Genomic DNA, 19080 nt, shown 5'->3' on the forward strand with positions numbered 1-19080 from the left:
CAGGATAATAACGCACCAAACAGGCCCCACCCTGCGGCATCATGAGGGAGCGCGACAGACCCGACGGGTGAGTTGGGAGAAGTTCCTGAAGTACGGCATCGTTCAAGAGCATGCTGCCGCCCTGCCCCTACGTTCGGTGGGTATCCGGGAGTCTCCACCCGCCAGGAGAGAGCAAGGAAACACGCTTTATTCTCACTGTGGGCGGCAGGTCTGATCGATCGACCCCCACTATGAAGACAGAGAAATGGACGGGAAGCGTCTCAAACCAGGTGATTGATCGAAGCGCGGAATGGCTCTAAATATGCTCGATCATTACGAAGGAACGGGAAGCGGAGATGACCTGAGGGACAAAAGCAGAAAAATGAGGGGATCGGGAACGTTATCCAAGTTCGTCCCATTTTCGTTTATTGCGGAGATACAGCACGCCACCGATGACCAGGACGATCAGGATGCCGGCACCGATATAGATGGGGAGGGATCCAAGGTTCAGGGAGAAGCCCTCACCGATTTCCTCCTTGAGGGCCTTTGCCGTGTTCAGCGTTGCATTCGCCTTCTGATCCGCCTCCTCGGCCTTGATCCTGGCGGCGTCATAGTCCTGCGCATTCATCTTGTCGTTAGCGCCCGAGAGCTCCTGGGCGGCGATGTCGCGCTGTGATACAAGACTCATCACCCGCTGGTCGGTCGACATGCTCCGGTTGACCTGGAAATACGAGATGATGCCGTCAATCTCATTGATGGCAGTCTGGGCATCGTTGATCTCCTTCTGCGCCCATGACCGCGAGAGGGCGGTCTCCGATGCGTCCATGGCGGCATTGGCAGTCGTCAGGTAGTTCTGGGCCGCAGCATAATCTGAAGTTGCCGAAGCACTGTTGATCGCCGCCTTTGCCTCTTCGTACTTCGCCGTGGCCTCGGTCGTGTCGACACCCATCGCCGTCTTCCCGTCGATATCGGCCTTCAGGGCATTCAGCCGGTTTGCGGCGGTACCAATGTTGGTCTGGACATCGGCCGGATTGACGACGGTCCGCTTCAGGATATACTCACTGTCTTCAACGACATCGTCATCTTTGTCGAGCTGATGGATCCTGACAAGCACCTTCTGCTGCGTGGAGGTCACCGTCGGGGCATTCCCTTCAACGGTCACCTTCACGCTCACATCGGAATCCGACTTGTATGCAAGATCCCATCCATCGAGATAGAGGTAGCGACTTGACGATGAACGCGGCTGCGAGAAGATGCCGATACCATCCACCTCGATATTGTAACTCCAGCGGATAGCATCCAGTTCGGAGAAGAATTCAAGGTAATGGTCATCGGGGAAAGAGAGATCGCCGCTCTCCTTGAGATCAAGGACCAGACCAACGGTCACATGCTGTCCGGGGGAGAGATCCCCGGAGGCAGGATTGACATCCGGGGTCTTCGCGAGCCCATAATTCACCGATGCCGACGCCGCTCCGATCAGGCAGAGGGCGAAGACACATCCAATTAAAAATTTAAAACCATTTTTCATTCTATCACTCAAACAATGGATCAATCTCGGGATCATCAAACATCGAGGACCGCTTTTCCTTCGACTTGATGACATCCTCCTTTGTTTCCCTTGCAATCTCAAACAGTTCACGTACCCGCGGCGCCTCGCCGATTGTCGCAAGCACGACCACTGCGGCGACAAAGGTACTCTCCACCGGATAGTCGCCACCGCGGACCTCCACACCGGCGATGTTCTCCTCGACCCAGCTCTTTGCCTTCTCGACACCCTTTCTGTCCATCTCATTCGGGTTGCCGGCGACCAGAACAAGGGCGCGTTCGGCAGTGGAATAGTCGCAGGGGAGCGTGAGGCGCCCGAGCATGGCGCGGCGGACGAGTGCGATGACCTTTGCCGACTTGTCCTCGCCCATCAGCACCTCTTCGGTCTTCTCCTTCTTGGATAAACTCTCCTTGAGACCGCCGAAGAGTCCACGCTTCTTCTTTGTCCGCTCGCTCACCATCTCGGTGACCGCATATCCGACACTCGTGATGCCGCCGCCGCGGAGGGTGTTGATGATCTCGGAGGAATCGACGACCATCTCACCGACGCCGGCCTTGCTCACCTCGCCGGCACGGAACAGCACACCGAAACGCCGGACAATTTCGTCATTGAGCCGGGAATATGCGGTCTTGACGCTCTCACCCTCGTTTTTCCAGGCAGAGTTGTCGAAGACAAATACATTATCCGCCTCTTTAACGAGCGTCGAGAGACTTCTGGCTGCATTATAGGTATACAGGCGCCCTTCCTCAGGGGCGGGAAGCAGACCGAGAACGTACACCGGTTCACGGTAAATCCGTTTGAGATGGCGGGCCAGCACCGGTGAACCGCCAGATCCGGTCCCGCCACCGAGACCTGCCACGATCACGAACGCATCGACATCATGGGTGCCACGCGTGTCGATGGCATTCACAATCGAATCGATCTCATCGGCGGCAATACGGGCCCCGGTGACGTTGTCAGTGCCCACACCATGACCCTTGACAACGGTCTGGCCGATCAGAATCCGGTCCTTGAGTTCGATGTTCTTGAGCCCCATCAGGTCGGTGCGGGCGGTGTTGACGGCAATTCCCCTGAAGTTGTTCATCCCGGACTTTCTGTCCTGCTCGATGAACATGTCCACCACTTTCCCGCCAGCCTGACCGAATCCTATGAAAAATACCCTCATTTATGTTCCACCATCCAGTCGGCAACAAATCGATAAATGCAAAGTTTGCTAGTAGCTGGTATCTAGCTAATAGTAGAGTTCTCATACGAGTTCAAAAACTTTCTTATGCGCTTCTGATGATACTCACTATTGCAGATTATGGATATTTGTATCATCGGAGGGGGTCTTTCAGGACTTGCCGCCTCCCTCCCCCTATCAGAGACACAGGACGTCACGATATTTGAACGCAGACCGATCGTCGGCGGCTGCCTGGCTTCCTATGACCGGGGCAACTATCAGATAGAAGAGTATTACCACCACTGCTTTGCCGGGGACCGCAGGCTTTTTTCCCTCCTCACCGATCTCGGCCTCAGCGACAGACTGGAGTGGCTGAAGGGTTCGACAGGATACTGCGTGGACGGGACGATCCATCCCCTCACCAGCCCCATCGAGATCCTCCGCTATCCGCACCTGACGATCGTCGAAAAGGCACGCCTTGCACTCCTCACCCTGCGGGCAAAAAATTTTGATCTCGGCCCCCTCGATGATGTGCCGGCCCGGGAGTTCATACTCGAACACCTCGGCGAGGGTATCTATGCCTCATTCTTTGAACCATTGCTCAGGAGCAAGTTCGGCGACCGGAGAGACGAGGTCTCGGCAGCATGGCTGATCTCCCGGATCGCCATCAGGTCGGACCGCGGTGTTGAGGGGGAGCGCCTCGGTTATATCCGGGGGGGGTGGCATGAGCTGATCGATGCCATGGCGGAGCGTGCACAAAGCCGCGGCTGCCGGATCGAGACCGACACCCCCGTCACCGCCATCAGCAGGAAGGGCGATTGCTGGGAGGTGAACGGGCAGGTATTCGACGCCGTGCTCGCCACCGTCCCCCCGCAGGAGATCGGGCGACTCATCGGCACCGACCATTTCGCCGCCATCCCGTACCAGGGTGCCGCCTGCCTGACGATCGGACTCGACCGCGAGGTCTCACAGGGCATATACTGGGTGAATATGAAGGATCCCGCACCCTACGGGGCGGTGGTCACCCATACCAACTTCGCCCCGCGTGAGCGTTATGGAGAGGACATCGTCTACCTCGCCTCCTATTTCGGGGAACAGCCGGCAACGGGTCTGAAGGAAACCATGCTCACCGATTTCTGTCGCCGTTTCTCTGTACCAAAGGAGTCTATCCACTGGGCGGAGCTCGCCGTCGAGCGTCTCGCCGGCCCGGTCTACACCACCGGATTCCGGCACCTGATCCCGGCGTACGAGGAGCACGGGGTCTACCTTGCAGGCATGTACTCTCCCCCCAACTATCCGGAGCGTTCGATGGAGGGTTCGATCGCCGCCGGACAGGAGGTCGCCGCACGGATCCTGGAGGGCACGGATGCCTGACAACGGCGTCTCGGTGATCATCCCGGTCTTCAACGACCGGGAAGCACTTGAGCGTGCGATCCCGGAATCGATCGATGCCCTTTCCGGGATTACCGGAGCCTTCGAGATCCTGGTTGCCGAGGACGGGAGTACGGACGGGAGTGCGGACCTGGTGCGGAACTGGCATGAGACTGATCCCCGCGTCATCCTCCTCCATGCCGATGAGCGTCTGGGGCGGGGGAGGGCCCTGAACCGGGCGATCAAGAGTGCCAGCTACGGGATCGTTTGCTACTATGATGTCGACCTTGCCACCGACATCGCACACCTCCCTGACCTTGTCGGGGCGATCCGGGACGGGGCGGATATCGCAACCGGATCCCGCCTGATGCCCGACTCCAGTATCGTCAGGAGCGGCGGGCGTGAGATCGCAAGCCGCGGGTACAACCTCCTGGTCCGCACGATCCTCCGCAGTCGACTCTACGACCACCAGTGCGGCTTCAAGGCATTCCGGAGGGACCGGATCCTGACCCTCATCCCTGAAGTGCAGGCGCCCCACTGGTTCTGGGACACCGAGGTGCTGGTGCGGGGGCAGCGGAAGGGATGGCGGGTCGCCGAGTTCCCGGTCGTCTGGAACGAGGGACCGGGAACGACCGTCCGGTTCAAGGACGTTTTCTCGATGGGATCGCAGATCATCGGGCTCTGGTGGCAATTGCATGTGGCGAAAGGTTAGCGCCGTCCTGATCCCGACCTGCATCGCCGCCGGGATCCTGGCATTCATGCTCTGGCGCGTCTGGGACGACCTGGTCGTCACCATTTCAAGCGCCGATCCCCTCTACCTTGCCATCGCCGTCATCGTCTGCACCCTTGCATGGGTGATGCGCGGCTGGCGGTACAGGGCAATCCTTGCAGGACTCTCGGTGCGTGCGACTCTCGGTTTCTCCACGGCCTGCATCTTTCTCTCCCAGACCGCCAACCTCATCGTCCCCGCCCGACTCGGGGATCTGGTCAGGATCTTCATCCTCAAGCACGAGGGGATGGCAGGATATTCACAGGGTGTATCCTCCCTGATCATCGAGCGGATCTTCGACGTCGTCACCGTGGCGCTCCTCGGACTGATCGCCCTGCCCTTCGTCATCGGGACGCCGGAATGGTTTTTACCGCTGATCGCCGTCCCTATCGTCGGCGGCGCCCTCTTCGCGGTGTTCCTGATGCTCTTCGGGGAGCGCACCTCCGACAACCGTTACCTCAGGATCATCTACGACATGCTCGCCGAGATCAGGGCGGCGTCCCTGAACCCGTCGGCCCTGATCATTCTGGGTCTCTCCTCGGTGGCGATCTGGCTCGTGGACATCGCCGTGTGTGCCATCGTCATCCTGATGTTCGGCGAGATGGTCCCGATCAGCGTGGTTATACTGGCGGTGGTCATCGGCAACCTGGTGAAGGCCGTCCCGATCACGCCCGGCGGTGTTGGCACCTATGAGTTCGCCCTCGCCGTCACCTTCGAACTCGCCGGCACCGCCCCGGCAACCGCCACGGTGATCGCCGTCGTCGATCACCTGATCAAAAACCTGGTCACCCTCGGCGGCGGGATCGTCTCCCTCTATTACTTCGGCGACTGGGCGGTGTCCCTGATGAAACGCTCGTTCTCCGAAGGGATCAGCAGGGAGGAACTGCGTGAGTCCTGAGATGCAGGCCCTCATGGTCGTCTCATGGCTCATTCTGCTAAAATTTCTCCAGGTTGCCCTCTGGCCCCGTCTGGCCCCCACCCTCCATGAATACGCCTATCCGGCGGCATATCCCCTCTCAATCCTTGTTTTTGGCGCCGTATCATGGTATGCGGCCCTGATCGGTCTCCCGGTCTGGAGCGCCCTCCTCCCCTTTCTCATCCTCGCCGGATATGCGGTGCGGAAGGGGGAGTATACACCCGAAAAATTTCGGCCCTCACTCCACTGGGACGCCGTGTTTATCGTATTCTTCTGTATGATGCTGGGGTTCCGGTTTGTGAACCCGTCCATCTCCTTTGCCGAGAAGTTCATGGACCACGCCTTTCTCGCCTCGATCATGCGCGATCCCGCCGTCCCGCCCCTTGACCCCTGGTTTGCAGGTGGCTACCTCGATGTCTATTATTACCTGGGCTACTGGATCGTCGGCGCCCTCGGGACGGTCGCCGCCGTCCCTTCGACGGTCGCCTTCAACCTCGGTCTCCCGACAGTGCTCGGCGCCTCTGCGGTGACGGCCTATGCCATCGGGCGCCTGCTTGTGCCGAAGGTCGCATGGATCACCCTGATCCTGTTTTTCCTCCCTGACCCGGCATTCTTCCATGAGATCCTCCTCGGATCCGGGATGCAGACGCTGCTCTGGAACAGTACGCGCGTGATCGACGGCACCATCAACGAGTACACGGCATTCTCATTCCTCTGGGGGGATCTCCATCCCCATGTCGTCGGCATCTTCGTGCAGTTCCTGCTCATCTTCCTCATCGCCTATTCCCTCACCCACTGGGAGAAATGCGACCGGAACGCACGCATCCTGCTCATCGGGGCGATGGCCCTCGCCCTCGGTTCGATGCCGCCGATCAACTCCTGGGATGTCCTGCTCTACGCCCCCCTGGTGGTGGCGACGGGCATCCTGATCTGGCGACGGTACGGGGACTTCAGTCTGCTTCTCGCCGTTCCGCCCCTCGCCGTCCTCGTGTATGCCCCCTATTATCTGATGCTCAACAGTGCGGGTGTCGAGGGGGCGGGCATGGTGACGGTCGTCTCTGACCCGATCAGGTTTCTGCTGGTCTTCGGGTTCTTCCTGGCGGTGCTCTTTATCAGGGAGTTGGGGGCGGTCCGGCATGCCCCATGGGTTCTCATCCCCCCCGCCCTGCTCACCGTTGGCGGCTATATATCGGCAGCAATCGCCGCCTTCCCTCTCACCGCCATCGTCCTGCGGCGTCGGTGGACACCCACCGATCTCCTCCTCTCCTTCGGGCTACTGATCCTCATCGCCTGTGAATTCGTATTCCTGAAGGACAATATGGGCGGTGCGAACGAACGACTGAACACCGTGTTCAAGTGTTATTCTGTTGCATGGATCCTGATCGGCACCGGCGTGATGGTAACGCTCGGGGAGTGGATCACAGGGCAGGGATGGACCGGACGGTTCAACCGGTCACAATGGCGGCTGCTCGCCGTCGCTGCCGCTGTCGCACTCCTCATCACCCCCTTTGCGCTGAACCTCACCTTCGGTTATGATGGATATACTCTCGACGGCATTGCCTGGGTGAATGATCAGCACCCCGGCGATGCAGACGCCGTGGCATGGCTGCGCGGGCATTCGGGCGAGCATGTGCTGGTGGAGGCGGTGGGGAGCGATTACTCGTATGCCGGGCGTGTGTCGGCGTTCACCGGCATCCCGGCGATCCTGGGGCAACCCTTCCATGAACAGATGTGGCGGGATGATTGGGAGAGTATATCCGGACGAAAAAATGACGTTCAGGCGATATACGAGGAGCCCACCAGGTCGATCGCGCTGATGGATCGCTACGGTGCCGACCTGCTGTATGTCGGCGACCTCGAACGCCAGACCTACCAGATACGACTCCCTTCGGAGGGGCTCGAAACGGCGTGGGAGGGGGACGGCGTCACGGTCTACAGGCGGACGTGAGGAAGTTTTATCAGTTTTCCTGTCGAACTTGTTTGGCTATTCAATCACACCTGATGATTGATGAAGGAGAGACTACGCTCCTGAATGAGGTGAACCATGGCAAAGTCATACGTTACATTCGAAGTTTCTGAAGATATTCAGAATAAGGCGCTCGAATCACTCGAGATCGCCCGTGATACCGGCAAGATCAAGAAGGGGTCCAACGAGGCCACCAAGTGCATCGAGCGCGGCACCGCCCAGCTGGTGCTCATCGGTTCCGATGTCGAGCCCGAAGAGATCGTGATGCACCTCGCCCCCCTGTGTGAGGAGAAGCAGATCCCGTACGTCTTCATCGGGAAACAGAACGAGATCGGTGCGGCAAGCGGCCTCAGTGTCGGTTCCGCTGCGGCGGCCATCGTAAAGCCCGGCAAGGCAAAGGAACTCGTTGAAGAGGTTGCAAAGCAGGTCGGCGAACTGAGGGCCTGAAGGGGGAGTTCTGAATGGCAGACGGAACACCCGCAGAGGTCATCGAGGTCATCGGCAGCACGGGCATGCATGGCGAGGCCATGCAGGTGAAGTGCCGCATCCTCGAGGGCAACAATAAGGGCCGGATCATCACCCGCAATACTGTCGGCCCCATCCGCGAGGGCGATGTTCTGATGCTCCTCGAGACCGAGCGCGAAGCAAAGAAACTGTCGAGGCGGTGAAGAGGATGGTCGAGACCTACAAGTGCAGCTTCTGCGGCGAGAGCATCGAACCCGGCACCGGGAGGCTCTTTGTCCGCAAGGACGGCGCACTCTTCTACTTCTGTTCAACGAAGTGCCGCAAGAACTATGAACTCAAGCGCGTCCCCCGCCGTGTCACCTGGACTGAAGCCGGCAGGAAGGCGCTCGGGAAGGAGTGAAACGGATGGACCGCACCTTTGTGATGATCAAGCCCGATGGAGTCCAGCGCGGCATCATCGGAGCGATCATCTCCCGGCTTGAGGCGAAGGGCCTCAAGCTGGTGGCGGCAAAGCTCACCATGCTGCCCGAGGAGAAGGTGATGGAGCACTATGCCGAGCACGTCGAGAAGCCGTTCTTCCCGTCGCTGAAGGCCTATGTGATGTCCGGACCCGTCCTCACCATGGTCTGGGAGGGACGGGGCTCGGTCGCCATCGTCCGCAGGATCGTCGGTGCCACCAACCCGGCCGAAGCGGCGCCCGGCACCATCAGGGGCGACATGGGCATGGAAACCGGCAAAAACGTGATCCATGCCTCCGACTCGGATGAGAGCGCTGCACGCGAGATTGCGATCCACTTCTCGGCAGACGAACTCGTCGACTACACCCGTATCGACGAACCGGTTCTCTACGAGTAAATCACCGGAATTTCCCGGTTACTTTTTTTGTGTATTTTTCCCTCTTGAAGAGAGGGATGCCGTTCTGGTGCTCCACACCGTTCACCGGACCCTCAATTGTCAAAATGCATGCTGATCCGGCACTCCCGACCATCGCACGCACTCGACACACGGTCGGCGAACCGCCGGATCATCACGGCCGAAAGGCGGGCGATCGCCGATTCGTCCTCGAGAAGATCGTCCTCTGTGGGGGGCGACGACGAAAGGTCCACCGGTCCGCCGGGGACGGTGACCTGGATATCAAGGTTGAACTCGTCATATGCTGCCGTCACCTGCAGCGGACGGTCGATCCGTCCGAGGACGGCGAGCATCTCAACGCATTCGGTGAGGGCCGATGTGGCGCGGACGATCACGTCCCTGGGCGCACCCCAGGCGGCACCCTGCCGCTCCATGAATGCATGGACGCTCCCTGCATATCGCTCCCCAGGTTCGAGGGTCATCTCCTGCTCCTGCCTGAGCCCGATCCGCATCACCAGGTTCAGGAGAATCACGCAGACGGTCGCAAGCGAGAGGGAGGAGGAGAAGACGGGCTGGATCGAGGGGTGCATCCCCGCATAGATCTCAGGGAAGATATCCACCGAAAGACCGAATATCAGGGAGATCCCGACAACAAAGGTCTTCCGTGCATCGAGCATCCGCGAGGTGATGATCGAGAGACCGGTGATGATCATGAAGGAGACGGCAAAGATGAGGGCGGCACCCATCACCGGCGCCGGCATGATCACAAACACTCCCGCCAGTTTCGGGAAAAAAGCGAGGGCGACCAGGATCGCCCCGATCGAAAAGGCGATCACCCTGCTTGCGGCACTGGTGGCAATGGAAAGCCCGATATTCGAGGACGAGGTCGACTGCCCCATCCCCCCCACGATACCGGCGACGACCGCCCCCGCACCGTCCGCGAGGATGCCGCCGCTGATATTGGTCATGTCGGGCCGTTTCCATTCGGGATCATTGATTTTCTGGCACGAGGTCAGGTCTCCGACACTCTTCAGGGACGAGCAGATGATGGCAACAAAAAACGGAACGATGAGAACGGGATCGAAGGCCCAGCCAAAATAGGAGAGGTCCGGGGCCTCAAAGAGGGGCCGCGCCATGACCAAACCGATCTCCGCACTGCCGATGAGCCCGAGGGCATAGGCCGCGATATACCCGACGATCATCCCGATCAGCACCGAGTAGAGCTTCAGCGACCCCCTCCCCCAGACATTCATCCCGACCATCGTAGCGAGGGTGATCAGGGCGACGGCGAGCGCGGCGGGATTCCCCACGTCACCTTCCCAGCCGAAGAAGAGCGGGACCGCAAGCGGGATGACGGCGACGCCGACCATCATCACCACAACGCCGGTGACCTCGGCAGGGAACAGGAAACGCAATTTCGGCAGGATTCTGGAGAATAGGCCCTCGAACATTCCTGCAAGCGCGGTCATCCCGAACACCAGATGGAGACCCCCTGTCTGGGCGGCGAGGATCGAGGCGGAAAGATAGGACGGACCCGCCACCGACGGGCAGAGATATCCCGAACCGACGCCGCGGCGCCCGAGGGCCTGGATGACGGTGGCAATGCCGGCTGCAAGCATCGTCATCGAGACCATGAACCCGGCCATCTCGTCACTTCCCCCCATCGCCCTGACAATCACGATCGGAAAAATGAGACTGATTGAGATGATGAACACGTGCTGGAGGCCGAGGACGGCGAGCACAGGCAGGGAAGGGCGGTCATCGAGGCCATAGATGAGGTCCGGGGGTTTCTGGTTCATATCTGGCTTTAAGGTGCTGGTTCCAACAATACAAGCCTGCCGAAATCCTCCGGGCCCTCGAAAGGAATTAAGGGGCGGAACACACACATTCCTGCATGAGCGGCGACATGCTGAGTTTTGTTCTGCTGACCCTCTCATCCATCATCATCGTTGTCAACCCGCTTGCGGCGACATTGCTGTTTGTGTCGCTGACCGAGGCGATGGACGAGGTGGAGAAGATGACGGTCGCCGCTATCGCCTGCCGCTATGCACTGGCCATTCTGCTCACCTTTGCCATCGCCGGCGGGTTGATCCTGAACCTCTTCGGGATCACCCTCGAAGCCTTCAGGATTGCCGGCGGACTGCTCCTCTTCGGCATCGGCATGGAGATGGTCTATGCGAAGACCTCCCGGACAAAGATCTCGGCGACCGAGAAGTATGAGAGCCAGGATGCCGACGATGTGGCGGTGATGCCCCTCGCCATCCCAATGATCGCCGGGCCCGGCGCAATCACGACGACAATCGTGCTCACCAATGAGGCGACCGCGGTCCATCCGCTGGCGGTGGCGATAGTGATTGCCGCCATCCTCCTGACGATCGGGATCATCTACCTGATGTTCTCCCGCTCCGAGATAATCGTGGAGCGGATCGGGCAGCGTGAATATAGGGCCGTGAACAGGTTGATGGGCATGCTGCTCATCGCCATCGCCGTCCAGTTCGTGATCACCGGGGTCAAGACGGCGTTTCCGCTCCTGGGGGGTGCCGGGCTGTGAAGGTCTGGTGCGCCGGCATGACCTCCAGCAGTTCCATGGAGGCAAATATCCAGCGTGCAGACGAGATGGCGGCACAGGCAGCATCGGAGGGTGCCGACCTCGTCCTCTTCCCGGAACAGTTCTTAACCGGATGGAACCCGGACCGCCCCCGTGTCGATCCCGCCGTCATTCCCGCAATCAGAGGCATGGCGATGGAGCACGCCCTCTGGATCGCCGGATCCTGCTACGGGGGGACAAAAACCCCGCAGAACCGTGCCATAGTCATCGATCCAGAAGGCGAGGTCAGGGCGGAGTATGCGAAGGTCCACCTCTTCTCACCTGCAGGCGAGGAGGCGACTTGCACGCCGGGCGACGAACCGGCAGCATTCACCGCTGGAGGTGTCGTGTTCGGGCTTGCGATCTGTTACGACCTCCGCTTCCCTGAACTGTTCACCCACTACCGCTCCGCAGGCGTCCACTGCCTCCTCGTTCCAGCGGCATGGCCGGAGGCGCGCCTCTCGCAGTGGGAAGCCCTGATACGCGGGCGCGCCGTCGAGATGCAGGGGTATGCCGCCGGCGCCAATGCCGCCGGCGGGTCCTGTATTGCCGGACCGGACGGAAACCTGATCGCCGCCGGAGAGGGGGGATCTGCCATGGCAGAGATCGATCCAATGGCGGTGGACGCCGCCCGTTCCGCCCTCCCGGTGGTCCGGGACCGGCGGCCCGACCTCTATCGACGCTGGAATACAGGACAATGAACGGCGAACAGCACATCACCATCAGCATCGCAACTGCAGGCGTGGTGCTCGTCCCCCTCATCGCATCCTTCCCACCGGCATGGATTGTGTTTGCCCTTTTCGGCGTGTTTATCGGCGCTCTCGCACCCGATGCAGACGCAAACGACTCGGCGATCTTCCACACCCGCCTCCCCGGCGGGAAGAGGAGACGGAGATGCATCGTGCTCCCGCTCTTCGGCTACACCATCCGCTATCTGATCTATTACCCGATCTCCGTCCCGTTCATTGCGATCTTCGGGAAAAAGGCGATGCCAAAACACCGCGGCATCCTCCACTCTGCCATCGGCGTCATCCTGATGACCTTCCTCCTTGGCGTCTATGCATATATCGCCGGCAGGATCGTCTTGCAGATCCCGTGGTCACCCATCGCCGGCATGTTCCTGCTCGGGTTCTTCGGCGGTGCCGTCTGTCACCTTCTCGAGGACTCCTGCACGCGGAGCGGAGTGGCGTGGCTTTTTCCCCTCAGCGGGTGGAGAGTGCGCGGCGGCATCGTCACCGGCAGCAGGGACCTGCGCCCCGGACTCTTTGCAGGGATCCTGGCAGCAGCTGCGGCCATATTGCTGCTGGCAGGACATGAAGGCCCGATTCAGGCACCGCTCCCCCCATGGTCCGGTGCACTCTGTGCCGCCGGTCTCTGGGTGATCTTCCTGTTTGCAGCCCGCATAGGACGATAGGTTCCCGCATTTTAATCTACCCCGACAACCAACAATTTCATATGTACCGTCTCTCGTGCATCCACTGCGGTGCCGAATACGCGCCCGGCGAGATCATCTATACCTGCCCGAAATGCGGGCACCTGCTTACCGTCGACCATGATCTTGATGCCATCAGCGTGACGAGGGAAGACTGGAACAGGCGCCCGATCTCGGTCTGGCGCTACCGGGAACTGCTCCCGGTCACCATCCCGCCCGTCACCCTCCAGGAGGGGGGGACGCCCCTCTACCACCTGGAGCGGATCGGTCGGGAGCTCGGGCTGCCGCACCTCTATGCCAAGCACGAGGGAATGAATCCGACCGGGTCGTTCAAGGACCGCGGTATGACGGTCGGGGTCTCGATGGCCATCCAGCTCGGCATGAAGAGCGTGGCCTGCGCCAGCACCGGCAACACCTCGGCCAGTCTCGCCGCCTATGCGGCGAAGGCCGGGATTCCGGCGATCGTCCTCCTGCCGGCGGGCAAGGTCGCCCTCGGCAAGGTGGCCCAGGCACTGATGCACGGTGCACGGGTGATCGCCATCAGGGACAACTTCGATGTCGCCCTTGCAATGGTGCGGAACCTCTGCATCGAGCAGGGGATCTATCTCCTCAACTCGGTCAACCCCTACCGCCTTGAGGGTCAGAAGACCATCGGGTTCGAGGCCATCGACCAGCTCGGTGAGGTTCCGGATCGCATGGTGCTGCCGGTCGGAAACGCCGGCAACATCTCCGCCGTCTATAAGGGGCTGCGTGAACTCGAACATCTCGGTTTCATCGACCGCCTGCCGATGATGACCGGCATCCAGGCCGCCGGTTCCCAACCGGTCGTGGAGGCAATCTCCGGCGGTCTCCCGGAGGTCCGGCCCGAGATGCACCCCGAGACCGTCGCCACCGCCATCCGTATCGGCGCCCCGGTCAACGGGGAGAAGGCGCTCATCGCCATCAGGGAAACCGGAGGAACCGCCGGGTCCGTAACCGATGAGGAAATACTGAGTATGCAGCGGGAACTGGCACAGAAGGAGGGCATCGGTGTGGAACCTGCATCGGCCGCCTCAGTCGCCGGCATCAAGAAACTTATCGAGGAAGGCGCCATCGACCGGGACGAGCGTATCGTCTGCGTCGTCACCGGGCATCTCCTCAAGGATCCGGAAACGGTGATCAAACAATGTCCATCTCCAGTCGAGATCGACGCAACCGAGCAGGCATTGCTCTCTGTTGTGCGCTCGTCCTTCTGACGGCCCAGGCGACGGCCTATAATGCAACCGTGACGGTCCTCCCGGCAGGCGATGCATATGCCGGCGAGGTCAACCTCAGCGATGCGGATACCTACACCTTCTGGGAGCCCGGGGTACTCGGTGAAAAAATTCCGCTGCAGACGACAAATGTCTCTGTTTCCGGCGATTGTGGGGAAAATTGCAGTTTTTCCTGGCAGGACAGAAACACCATCGCCTTTTCAGAGGGCAATGTCAGCATCAGGTACGAGGCACCGATCCGTCAGAAGAACCTGCAGCTCCTCTTTGAAGAACCGTCATCCATCACTATCAACCTTCCAGGGGAATTTGATGTTAGCAACCCGCTCCTCGGGCGGGTGAGCGACGGTGGGGAGATCGCAGAGGAGAACGGAACAACCATCATCCATTATGAAGACACCCGGTTCGCCGAGGTGAGGTTCTACGATCCCGGGCAGGAGCGTCTCCTCCTGATCTTCGGGTCCATCTGGCTCACGGTGGCGGTCGTGCTCCTGGTCCCCTATCTCCTGATGCGACGCAGGCAAGGCTGAATTTTTTTTCTCGCAAAAACCGGAGGGAACCCGGATAGCGCATGAATGAGGCGCGCATTTTTCCGTGCCCCACACATTTTTCATGGGGGGGTCCGCGTGTTCATGCATTCCTCCCCGGCACGCGCACGATAGCGACAGAGGGAGGACCGGGAGGTCAGACTCCTGGAGGTATGAAAAATCCATATAAATCCAGATATTTCAATTATTTTTTAAAATACTTGATAATCTGGAGATCAAAAAAATAGACAAACTATAATATCAATGAATTTCAATATGTACAAGCGCCGACCGACCTGACGACCGCAGGCATCAGCAACCGCCTCCAGGACCATGCCTTCAGCACCCCACAATACCCGGAAATACAGGCCTTTTCTCCACACAGCAATGATCAGTGCATTTCTGATCATCAGCATCACCATCGGCAGCCTTTCCGCCCTCTCGTACCTCCAGGTGAAGGATGAGATCTCCGGGGCATACACCGACGTCATGGACCAGACCGACGGGATGATCAGGGAGGCGATGGTGCTGGTGATGGGGGGCTGGCCATCCATCGACGAAGAGATGTACGCCGATCCGACCGCCATCATCGAGCGTCACATCATCAATGCGAGCGGCAGCAGCAAACCTGATACCCGCACACTCGAACAACAGCTGGGGGAACTCTATGGCAGCAGTGCGGAGATATCGGTCGATGTGGTGGATGTCATCGACCTCCCTGATGCCGCCAAATTCGGGAGAGTCTGGCCGGAATGGCAGGAATCCAGCACGAACGACGGTGAAATCAGCCGTTCTGCATATATCCTGATGCCCGGCGGCATGTATCTCCTATCGATCCAGATCAGGCTCCCGGAGGATGAGAAGATCCCGGCACTCTACCAGTACTATACGGTCAGGAGGGCGCAGGAGATCAACCCCATGCTGGAGTCGGTCAGGGTGTTCGACAGCGACGGTCATTTTGTCATGGACTTCACCGAACCGAGGAACAGTAGCGACGAGACCATCCCTCCCACCGTTCTCGAAGAGATCCTCATCACCGGTTCAGATACCGGGACCGCTGATCCTGCAACCCATACGACCACCCGGTATCTGATGATCGATGCCGGTCCAGAGTCCCGAGAACCCTGGATCGTCGCCGTCACCTACAATCTCCAGAAGCAGTATGAGGAGATCAACGCAGTCCTGATGCTGAACCTTGCGACATGCCTCCTCGGCATCTTCTTCGGCGCCTTTGTCATCCTCGGTCTGCTCAGGTATATCGGACGCCCGATCAACGCAATCGTCGATGATGTCGAGATCATCGCACGGGGCGATCTCGATCACCGGATCAGGGAGACCGACGGGCTTGAGTTCTCCCGTCTCGAGCAGAGCATCAACCTGATGGTCAGGCACCTGAAAGAAACCATTGAAAGATTGAAGGAGTCCGAAGAGACCGTACGGATCTACAGCGGGAATCTTGAGGGGATGGTGGAGAAGAGGACCGAACAGCTCCAGCTTGCCAATGAGGAGGTAAACCTCTACATCGATATCCTGCTCCATGATATCAACAACGCAAACACCATGACGCTCGCCTACCTGGAGCTCCTGAAGGAGGATCTCTCTGGAGAACAGCGGCAGTACGCCGAGCATGCCCTTCAAGGCGCAAAGAAGAGCGTCGCCATCATTAAAAACGTGGGCACGATCAGGAAGACCTATGAGAATGAAACCGCCCTCAGGCCGATCAGGCTCGATCCGGTGATCCGGGAAGAGATCGCCCGCAGACCCGACATCACCATCCACTATGAGGGGACCGGGGCGGTGGTGCTCGCCGACGATCTCCTGGGCGAGGTGTTTGCGAACCTCATCATCAACAGCCGGAACCACGGAGGAGCGGAGACAGAGGTCTGGATCAGGGTCCGGAAAGAGGAGGATGGGATCGAGGTCATTGTGGAGGACAACGGACCCGGCATCCCCGACACCCTCAAACCAAAAGTCTTTGAGCGTTTCACTCGTGGGCAGAGCAGATCGCCGGGCACCGGCCTCGGGCTCCACATCTGCCGTTCTCTGGTGACCTGGTACGGCGGCGCGATCCGGGCGGAGGACCGCCTCGCAGGGCACCCGGAGGGGGGCGCCTCTATCCGGTTCACCCTTAACGATTTACCGCCGTGACCCTGAAACGTCACGATAAAAAAGGCCGAGAACTCCCGGAAAAATAGAGTGAAGAGATTATTTCTTCACTGTAACGTCGATCCCGTATTTTTCAGCGTTCCGGTCTGCGATCGCCTGGATCTTTGCGATCTCATCAACATTTTTCTCCGGCCTGAAGAGGTGGCGGAAACGCTTCTGCACCGAAAGATACTCCTCGACCGGTTTTCTGTTCACGATCTTCTTCGCCTTCTCGATCTGGCCGTCCACCATCTCGAAGTTCACCCAGAGACCGGTATCAATGGCGAGTTTCCCGATGTCGATCGTCTTCGCTCCGTCAAAGCCCCAGCCCGTGCAGCACGGGGTATGGATCTGGATATAACAGGGGCCTTCGGTGTTCACCGCACGCTCGACCTTCCGGATCACGTCATTCGGGTAGGCAATGGAGGTGGTGGCGACATAGGGGGCACCATGGGCCGCCAGGATCGCCGGCAGGTCCTTCTTGGGACGGGCGTTCCCGGTGGAGCACTTCCCGGCCGGACTCGTCGTGGTATCGGCATCATAGGGTGTCGCACCCGAGCGCTGGATGCCGGTGTTCATGTAGGCCTCATTGTCGTAGCAGATGTAGGTGATGTCGTGGCCGCGCTCGAAGGCGCCGGAGATGCAGAGCATCCCGATATCGAAGGTTGCACCGTCACCGCAGATGCAGATGACGTGCTCGTCTCGCCCCTGCATCTTCAGCGAGGACTCGACACCCGAGGCAACGGCGGCGGCATTCTCGAACAGAGAGTGAATCCAGGGCACCTTCCATGCGGTCTCCGGATAGGGCGTGGAGAAAACCTCCATGCATCCTGTCGAAGCCACAACGATCGTATTTTCACCTGAACCCTTGAGGATCAGCCGCCCGGCAAGTGCAGGGCCGCATCCGCCGCAGGCGCGGTGGCCGGCATCGAAGAGTTCGAGAGATTTGTCCGCCATTTTAGAGCACCTCCGTTCTCAGACCGTAAAACATGTCGCCCTTCCCGGCTTCGGCAAGAGTGACGATCTGTGCGATATCCTTCTTCCTGATGTCGCGCCCGCCGAGGGCGACGATATAGTCGAGCACCGGAATGCCGCTGCCATAGAGGGCGTCCTTCACCTCAAGGGCCACGGCACCCTTGGAGCCGAGGGAGATGTTCTTGTCCAGCACAGCGACCGTGCTCACCCCGCCCAGAGCGGCGGCGACCTCTTCGACCGGGAATGGGCGGTAGGAACGGATCTTCAGGAGCCCGACGCGCTTTCCGTCGGCACGCATCTCGTCGACGGCGTCCTTCACAGTCCCGCAGATCGAACCCATGGCGACGAGGGCGGTGTCGGCATCCTCAAGCCGGTAGCCCTCGACCGGGCTGGTGTAGTCCCTGCCGAACTGTTCGGCAAATGCACGGGCGGCGTCGGTGTACACCCCGCGAGCCCGCTGCATCGCACGGTCCACCTCGTACCTGAACTCCATATAATAATCTGGAGTGGCGTACATCCCCATGCTGATCGGGTCCTTTGCGTCCAGACGCTGGTAGGGCGTGAAGGGCGGGAGATAGGCGTCCACCTCCTCCTGTGTCGGCATATCGACGGGTTCGTAGGTGTGGGTCAGGATGAAGCCGTCGAAGCAGACGAAGGCCGGCAGAAGCACGCCGTGATCCTCGGCAACCCGGTAGGTGATGAAGTGAAGGTCGGAGACCTCCTGTATGTCCTCGGCATAATACTGCAGCCATCCTGAGTCACGCAGCGAGATCGAGTCCTGCTGATCGTTCCAGATGCTCAGCGGGGCACCCAGCGAACGGTTGGCGATCGTCATGACGATGGGCAGGCGCATGCCCGCCGCATTGAAGCAGACCTCGAACATCAGGGCAAGACCCTGGGAGGTGGTCGCCGAATAGGTCCTCGAACCGGCGGCACTTGCACCGACACAACCGGAAAGGGCTGAGAATTCACTTTCCACACAGATATAATCGGCATCCAGTTCACAGTCGGCGACCATGCTGGCGAGCGCCTCGACAATATGGGTCTGGGGGGTGATCGGGTAGGCCGAGACCACCTGCGGGCGACAGAGTTTCACCGCTTCGGCGACGGCATGGGACCCCTCGATAATCTTCATCAT

At 59.8% G+C, this 19080-nt stretch carries 19 protein-coding genes; 14 read left to right on the top strand and 5 right to left on the bottom strand.

Annotation, left to right across the window (positions count from 1 at the left end; translation table 11 throughout):
• Window positions 1-379: 379 nt before the first annotated feature.
• Together CUJ86_RS09225 and CUJ86_RS09230 are read right to left on the bottom strand one after the other, a co-directional pair.
• Window positions 380-1507: a hypothetical protein gene (locus CUJ86_RS09225; protein ID WP_130647273.1), complete on the bottom strand. Its 1128-nt coding sequence runs from the start codon at window positions 1505-1507 to the stop codon at window positions 380-382.
• A 4-nt stretch (window positions 1508-1511) separates the two neighbouring features.
• Window positions 1512-2690: a tubulin/FtsZ family protein gene (locus tag CUJ86_RS09230; protein WP_130647274.1), complete on the bottom strand. Its 1179-nt coding sequence runs from the start codon at window positions 2688-2690 to the stop codon at window positions 1512-1514.
• Between the two features lie 138 nt (window positions 2691-2828).
• On the opposite strand from CUJ86_RS09230, the gene CUJ86_RS09235 reads away from it, so the two are divergent.
• The 8 genes from CUJ86_RS09235 to ndk all read left to right on the top strand — a co-directional run bounded on the left by CUJ86_RS09235 (window position 2829) and on the right by ndk (window position 9029).
• Complete coding sequence (locus tag CUJ86_RS09235; RefSeq protein ID WP_130647275.1) at window positions 2829-4061, top strand: NAD(P)/FAD-dependent oxidoreductase; 1233 nt, start codon at window positions 2829-2831, stop codon at window positions 4059-4061.
• Window positions 4054-4770 (top strand): dolichyl-phosphate beta-glucosyltransferase, encoded by a 717-nt coding sequence (locus tag CUJ86_RS09240; protein ID WP_130647276.1) that lies wholly within the window; start codon window positions 4054-4056, stop codon window positions 4768-4770. Before CUJ86_RS09235 ends, CUJ86_RS09240 begins: the two co-directional genes overlap by 8 nt.
• The gene (locus CUJ86_RS09245) at window positions 4754-5725 is read left to right on the top strand and encodes a lysylphosphatidylglycerol synthase transmembrane domain-containing protein (protein ID WP_130647277.1); all 972 of its coding nucleotides are present in this window, start codon (window positions 4754-4756) and stop codon (window positions 5723-5725) included. The genes CUJ86_RS09240 and CUJ86_RS09245 overlap by 17 nt, the downstream gene beginning before the upstream one ends.
• A complete protein-coding gene (locus CUJ86_RS09250; RefSeq protein ID WP_130647278.1) occupies window positions 5715-7691 on the top strand; it encodes a DUF2298 domain-containing protein in 1977 nt (658 codons plus the stop codon). The genes CUJ86_RS09245 and CUJ86_RS09250 overlap by 11 nt, the downstream gene beginning before the upstream one ends.
• A 96-nt stretch (window positions 7692-7787) precedes the next feature.
• A complete protein-coding gene (gene rpl7ae / locus CUJ86_RS09255; protein WP_130647279.1) occupies window positions 7788-8156 on the top strand; it encodes a 50S ribosomal protein L7Ae in 369 nt (122 codons plus the stop codon).
• A 14-nt stretch (window positions 8157-8170) separates the two neighbouring features.
• On the top strand, window positions 8171-8377 hold the full coding sequence (locus CUJ86_RS09260; protein WP_130647280.1) for a 30S ribosomal protein S28e: 207 nt from the start codon (window positions 8171-8173) through the stop codon (window positions 8375-8377).
• 5 nt (window positions 8378-8382) lie between these two features.
• The gene (locus CUJ86_RS09265) at window positions 8383-8574 is read left to right on the top strand and encodes a 50S ribosomal protein L24e (protein WP_130647281.1); all 192 of its coding nucleotides are present in this window, start codon (window positions 8383-8385) and stop codon (window positions 8572-8574) included.
• Window positions 8575-8579: 5 nt separating this feature from the next.
• Window positions 8580-9029, top strand: a complete 450-nt coding sequence (gene ndk / locus CUJ86_RS09270) for a nucleoside-diphosphate kinase (RefSeq protein WP_130647282.1) — start codon at window positions 8580-8582, stop codon at window positions 9027-9029.
• A 92-nt stretch (window positions 9030-9121) separates the two neighbouring features.
• Here ndk and CUJ86_RS09275 read toward each other — a convergent pair whose 3' ends face one another.
• Entirely contained in the window at window positions 9122-10825 is a 1704-nt protein-coding gene (locus tag CUJ86_RS09275; RefSeq protein ID WP_130647283.1) for a uracil-xanthine permease family protein, read from the bottom strand.
• A 95-nt stretch (window positions 10826-10920) separates the two neighbouring features.
• On the opposite strand from CUJ86_RS09275, the gene CUJ86_RS09280 reads away from it, so the two are divergent.
• From CUJ86_RS09280 to CUJ86_RS09305, 6 genes are all read left to right on the top strand, one after another.
• Window positions 10921-11577 carry a MarC family protein gene (locus CUJ86_RS09280; protein ID WP_130647284.1) on the top strand — a complete coding sequence of 219 codons (657 nt, stop codon included), beginning with the start codon at window positions 10921-10923 and terminating at the stop codon, window positions 11575-11577.
• Window positions 11574-12314 carry a carbon-nitrogen hydrolase family protein gene (locus CUJ86_RS09285; protein ID WP_235855630.1) on the top strand — a complete coding sequence of 247 codons (741 nt, stop codon included), beginning with the start codon at window positions 11574-11576 and terminating at the stop codon, window positions 12312-12314. The genes CUJ86_RS09280 and CUJ86_RS09285 overlap by 4 nt, the downstream gene beginning before the upstream one ends.
• Window positions 12311-13027: a metal-dependent hydrolase gene (locus tag CUJ86_RS09290; protein ID WP_130647285.1), complete on the top strand. Its 717-nt coding sequence runs from the start codon at window positions 12311-12313 to the stop codon at window positions 13025-13027. Before CUJ86_RS09285 ends, CUJ86_RS09290 begins: the two co-directional genes overlap by 4 nt.
• A 41-nt stretch (window positions 13028-13068) precedes the next feature.
• Window positions 13069-14280, top strand: a complete 1212-nt coding sequence (thrC, locus tag CUJ86_RS09295) for a threonine synthase (RefSeq protein ID WP_130647286.1) — start codon at window positions 13069-13071, stop codon at window positions 14278-14280.
• Window positions 14211-14825, top strand: a complete 615-nt coding sequence (locus CUJ86_RS09300) for a DUF5803 family protein (protein WP_130647287.1) — start codon at window positions 14211-14213, stop codon at window positions 14823-14825. Before thrC ends, CUJ86_RS09300 begins: the two co-directional genes overlap by 70 nt.
• Before the next feature lie 384 nt (window positions 14826-15209).
• A complete protein-coding gene (locus CUJ86_RS09305; RefSeq protein ID WP_165394852.1) occupies window positions 15210-16970 on the top strand; it encodes a sensor histidine kinase in 1761 nt (586 codons plus the stop codon).
• Window positions 16971-17027: 57 nt separating this feature from the next.
• Here the strand turns inward: CUJ86_RS09305 and CUJ86_RS09310 are convergent, their stop codons facing one another.
• Entirely contained in the window at window positions 17028-17924 is an 897-nt protein-coding gene (locus CUJ86_RS09310; RefSeq protein ID WP_130647289.1) for a thiamine pyrophosphate-dependent enzyme, read from the bottom strand.
• A gap of 1 nt (window position 17925) precedes the next feature.
• Window positions 17926-19080, bottom strand: a complete 1155-nt coding sequence (gene porA, locus CUJ86_RS09315) for a pyruvate ferredoxin oxidoreductase (RefSeq protein WP_130647290.1) — start codon at window positions 19078-19080, stop codon at window positions 17926-17928.

It is taken from the genome of Methanofollis fontis (genome assembly GCF_004297185.1).
Taxonomy (GTDB): domain Archaea; phylum Halobacteriota; class Methanomicrobia; order Methanomicrobiales; family Methanofollaceae; genus Methanofollis; species Methanofollis fontis.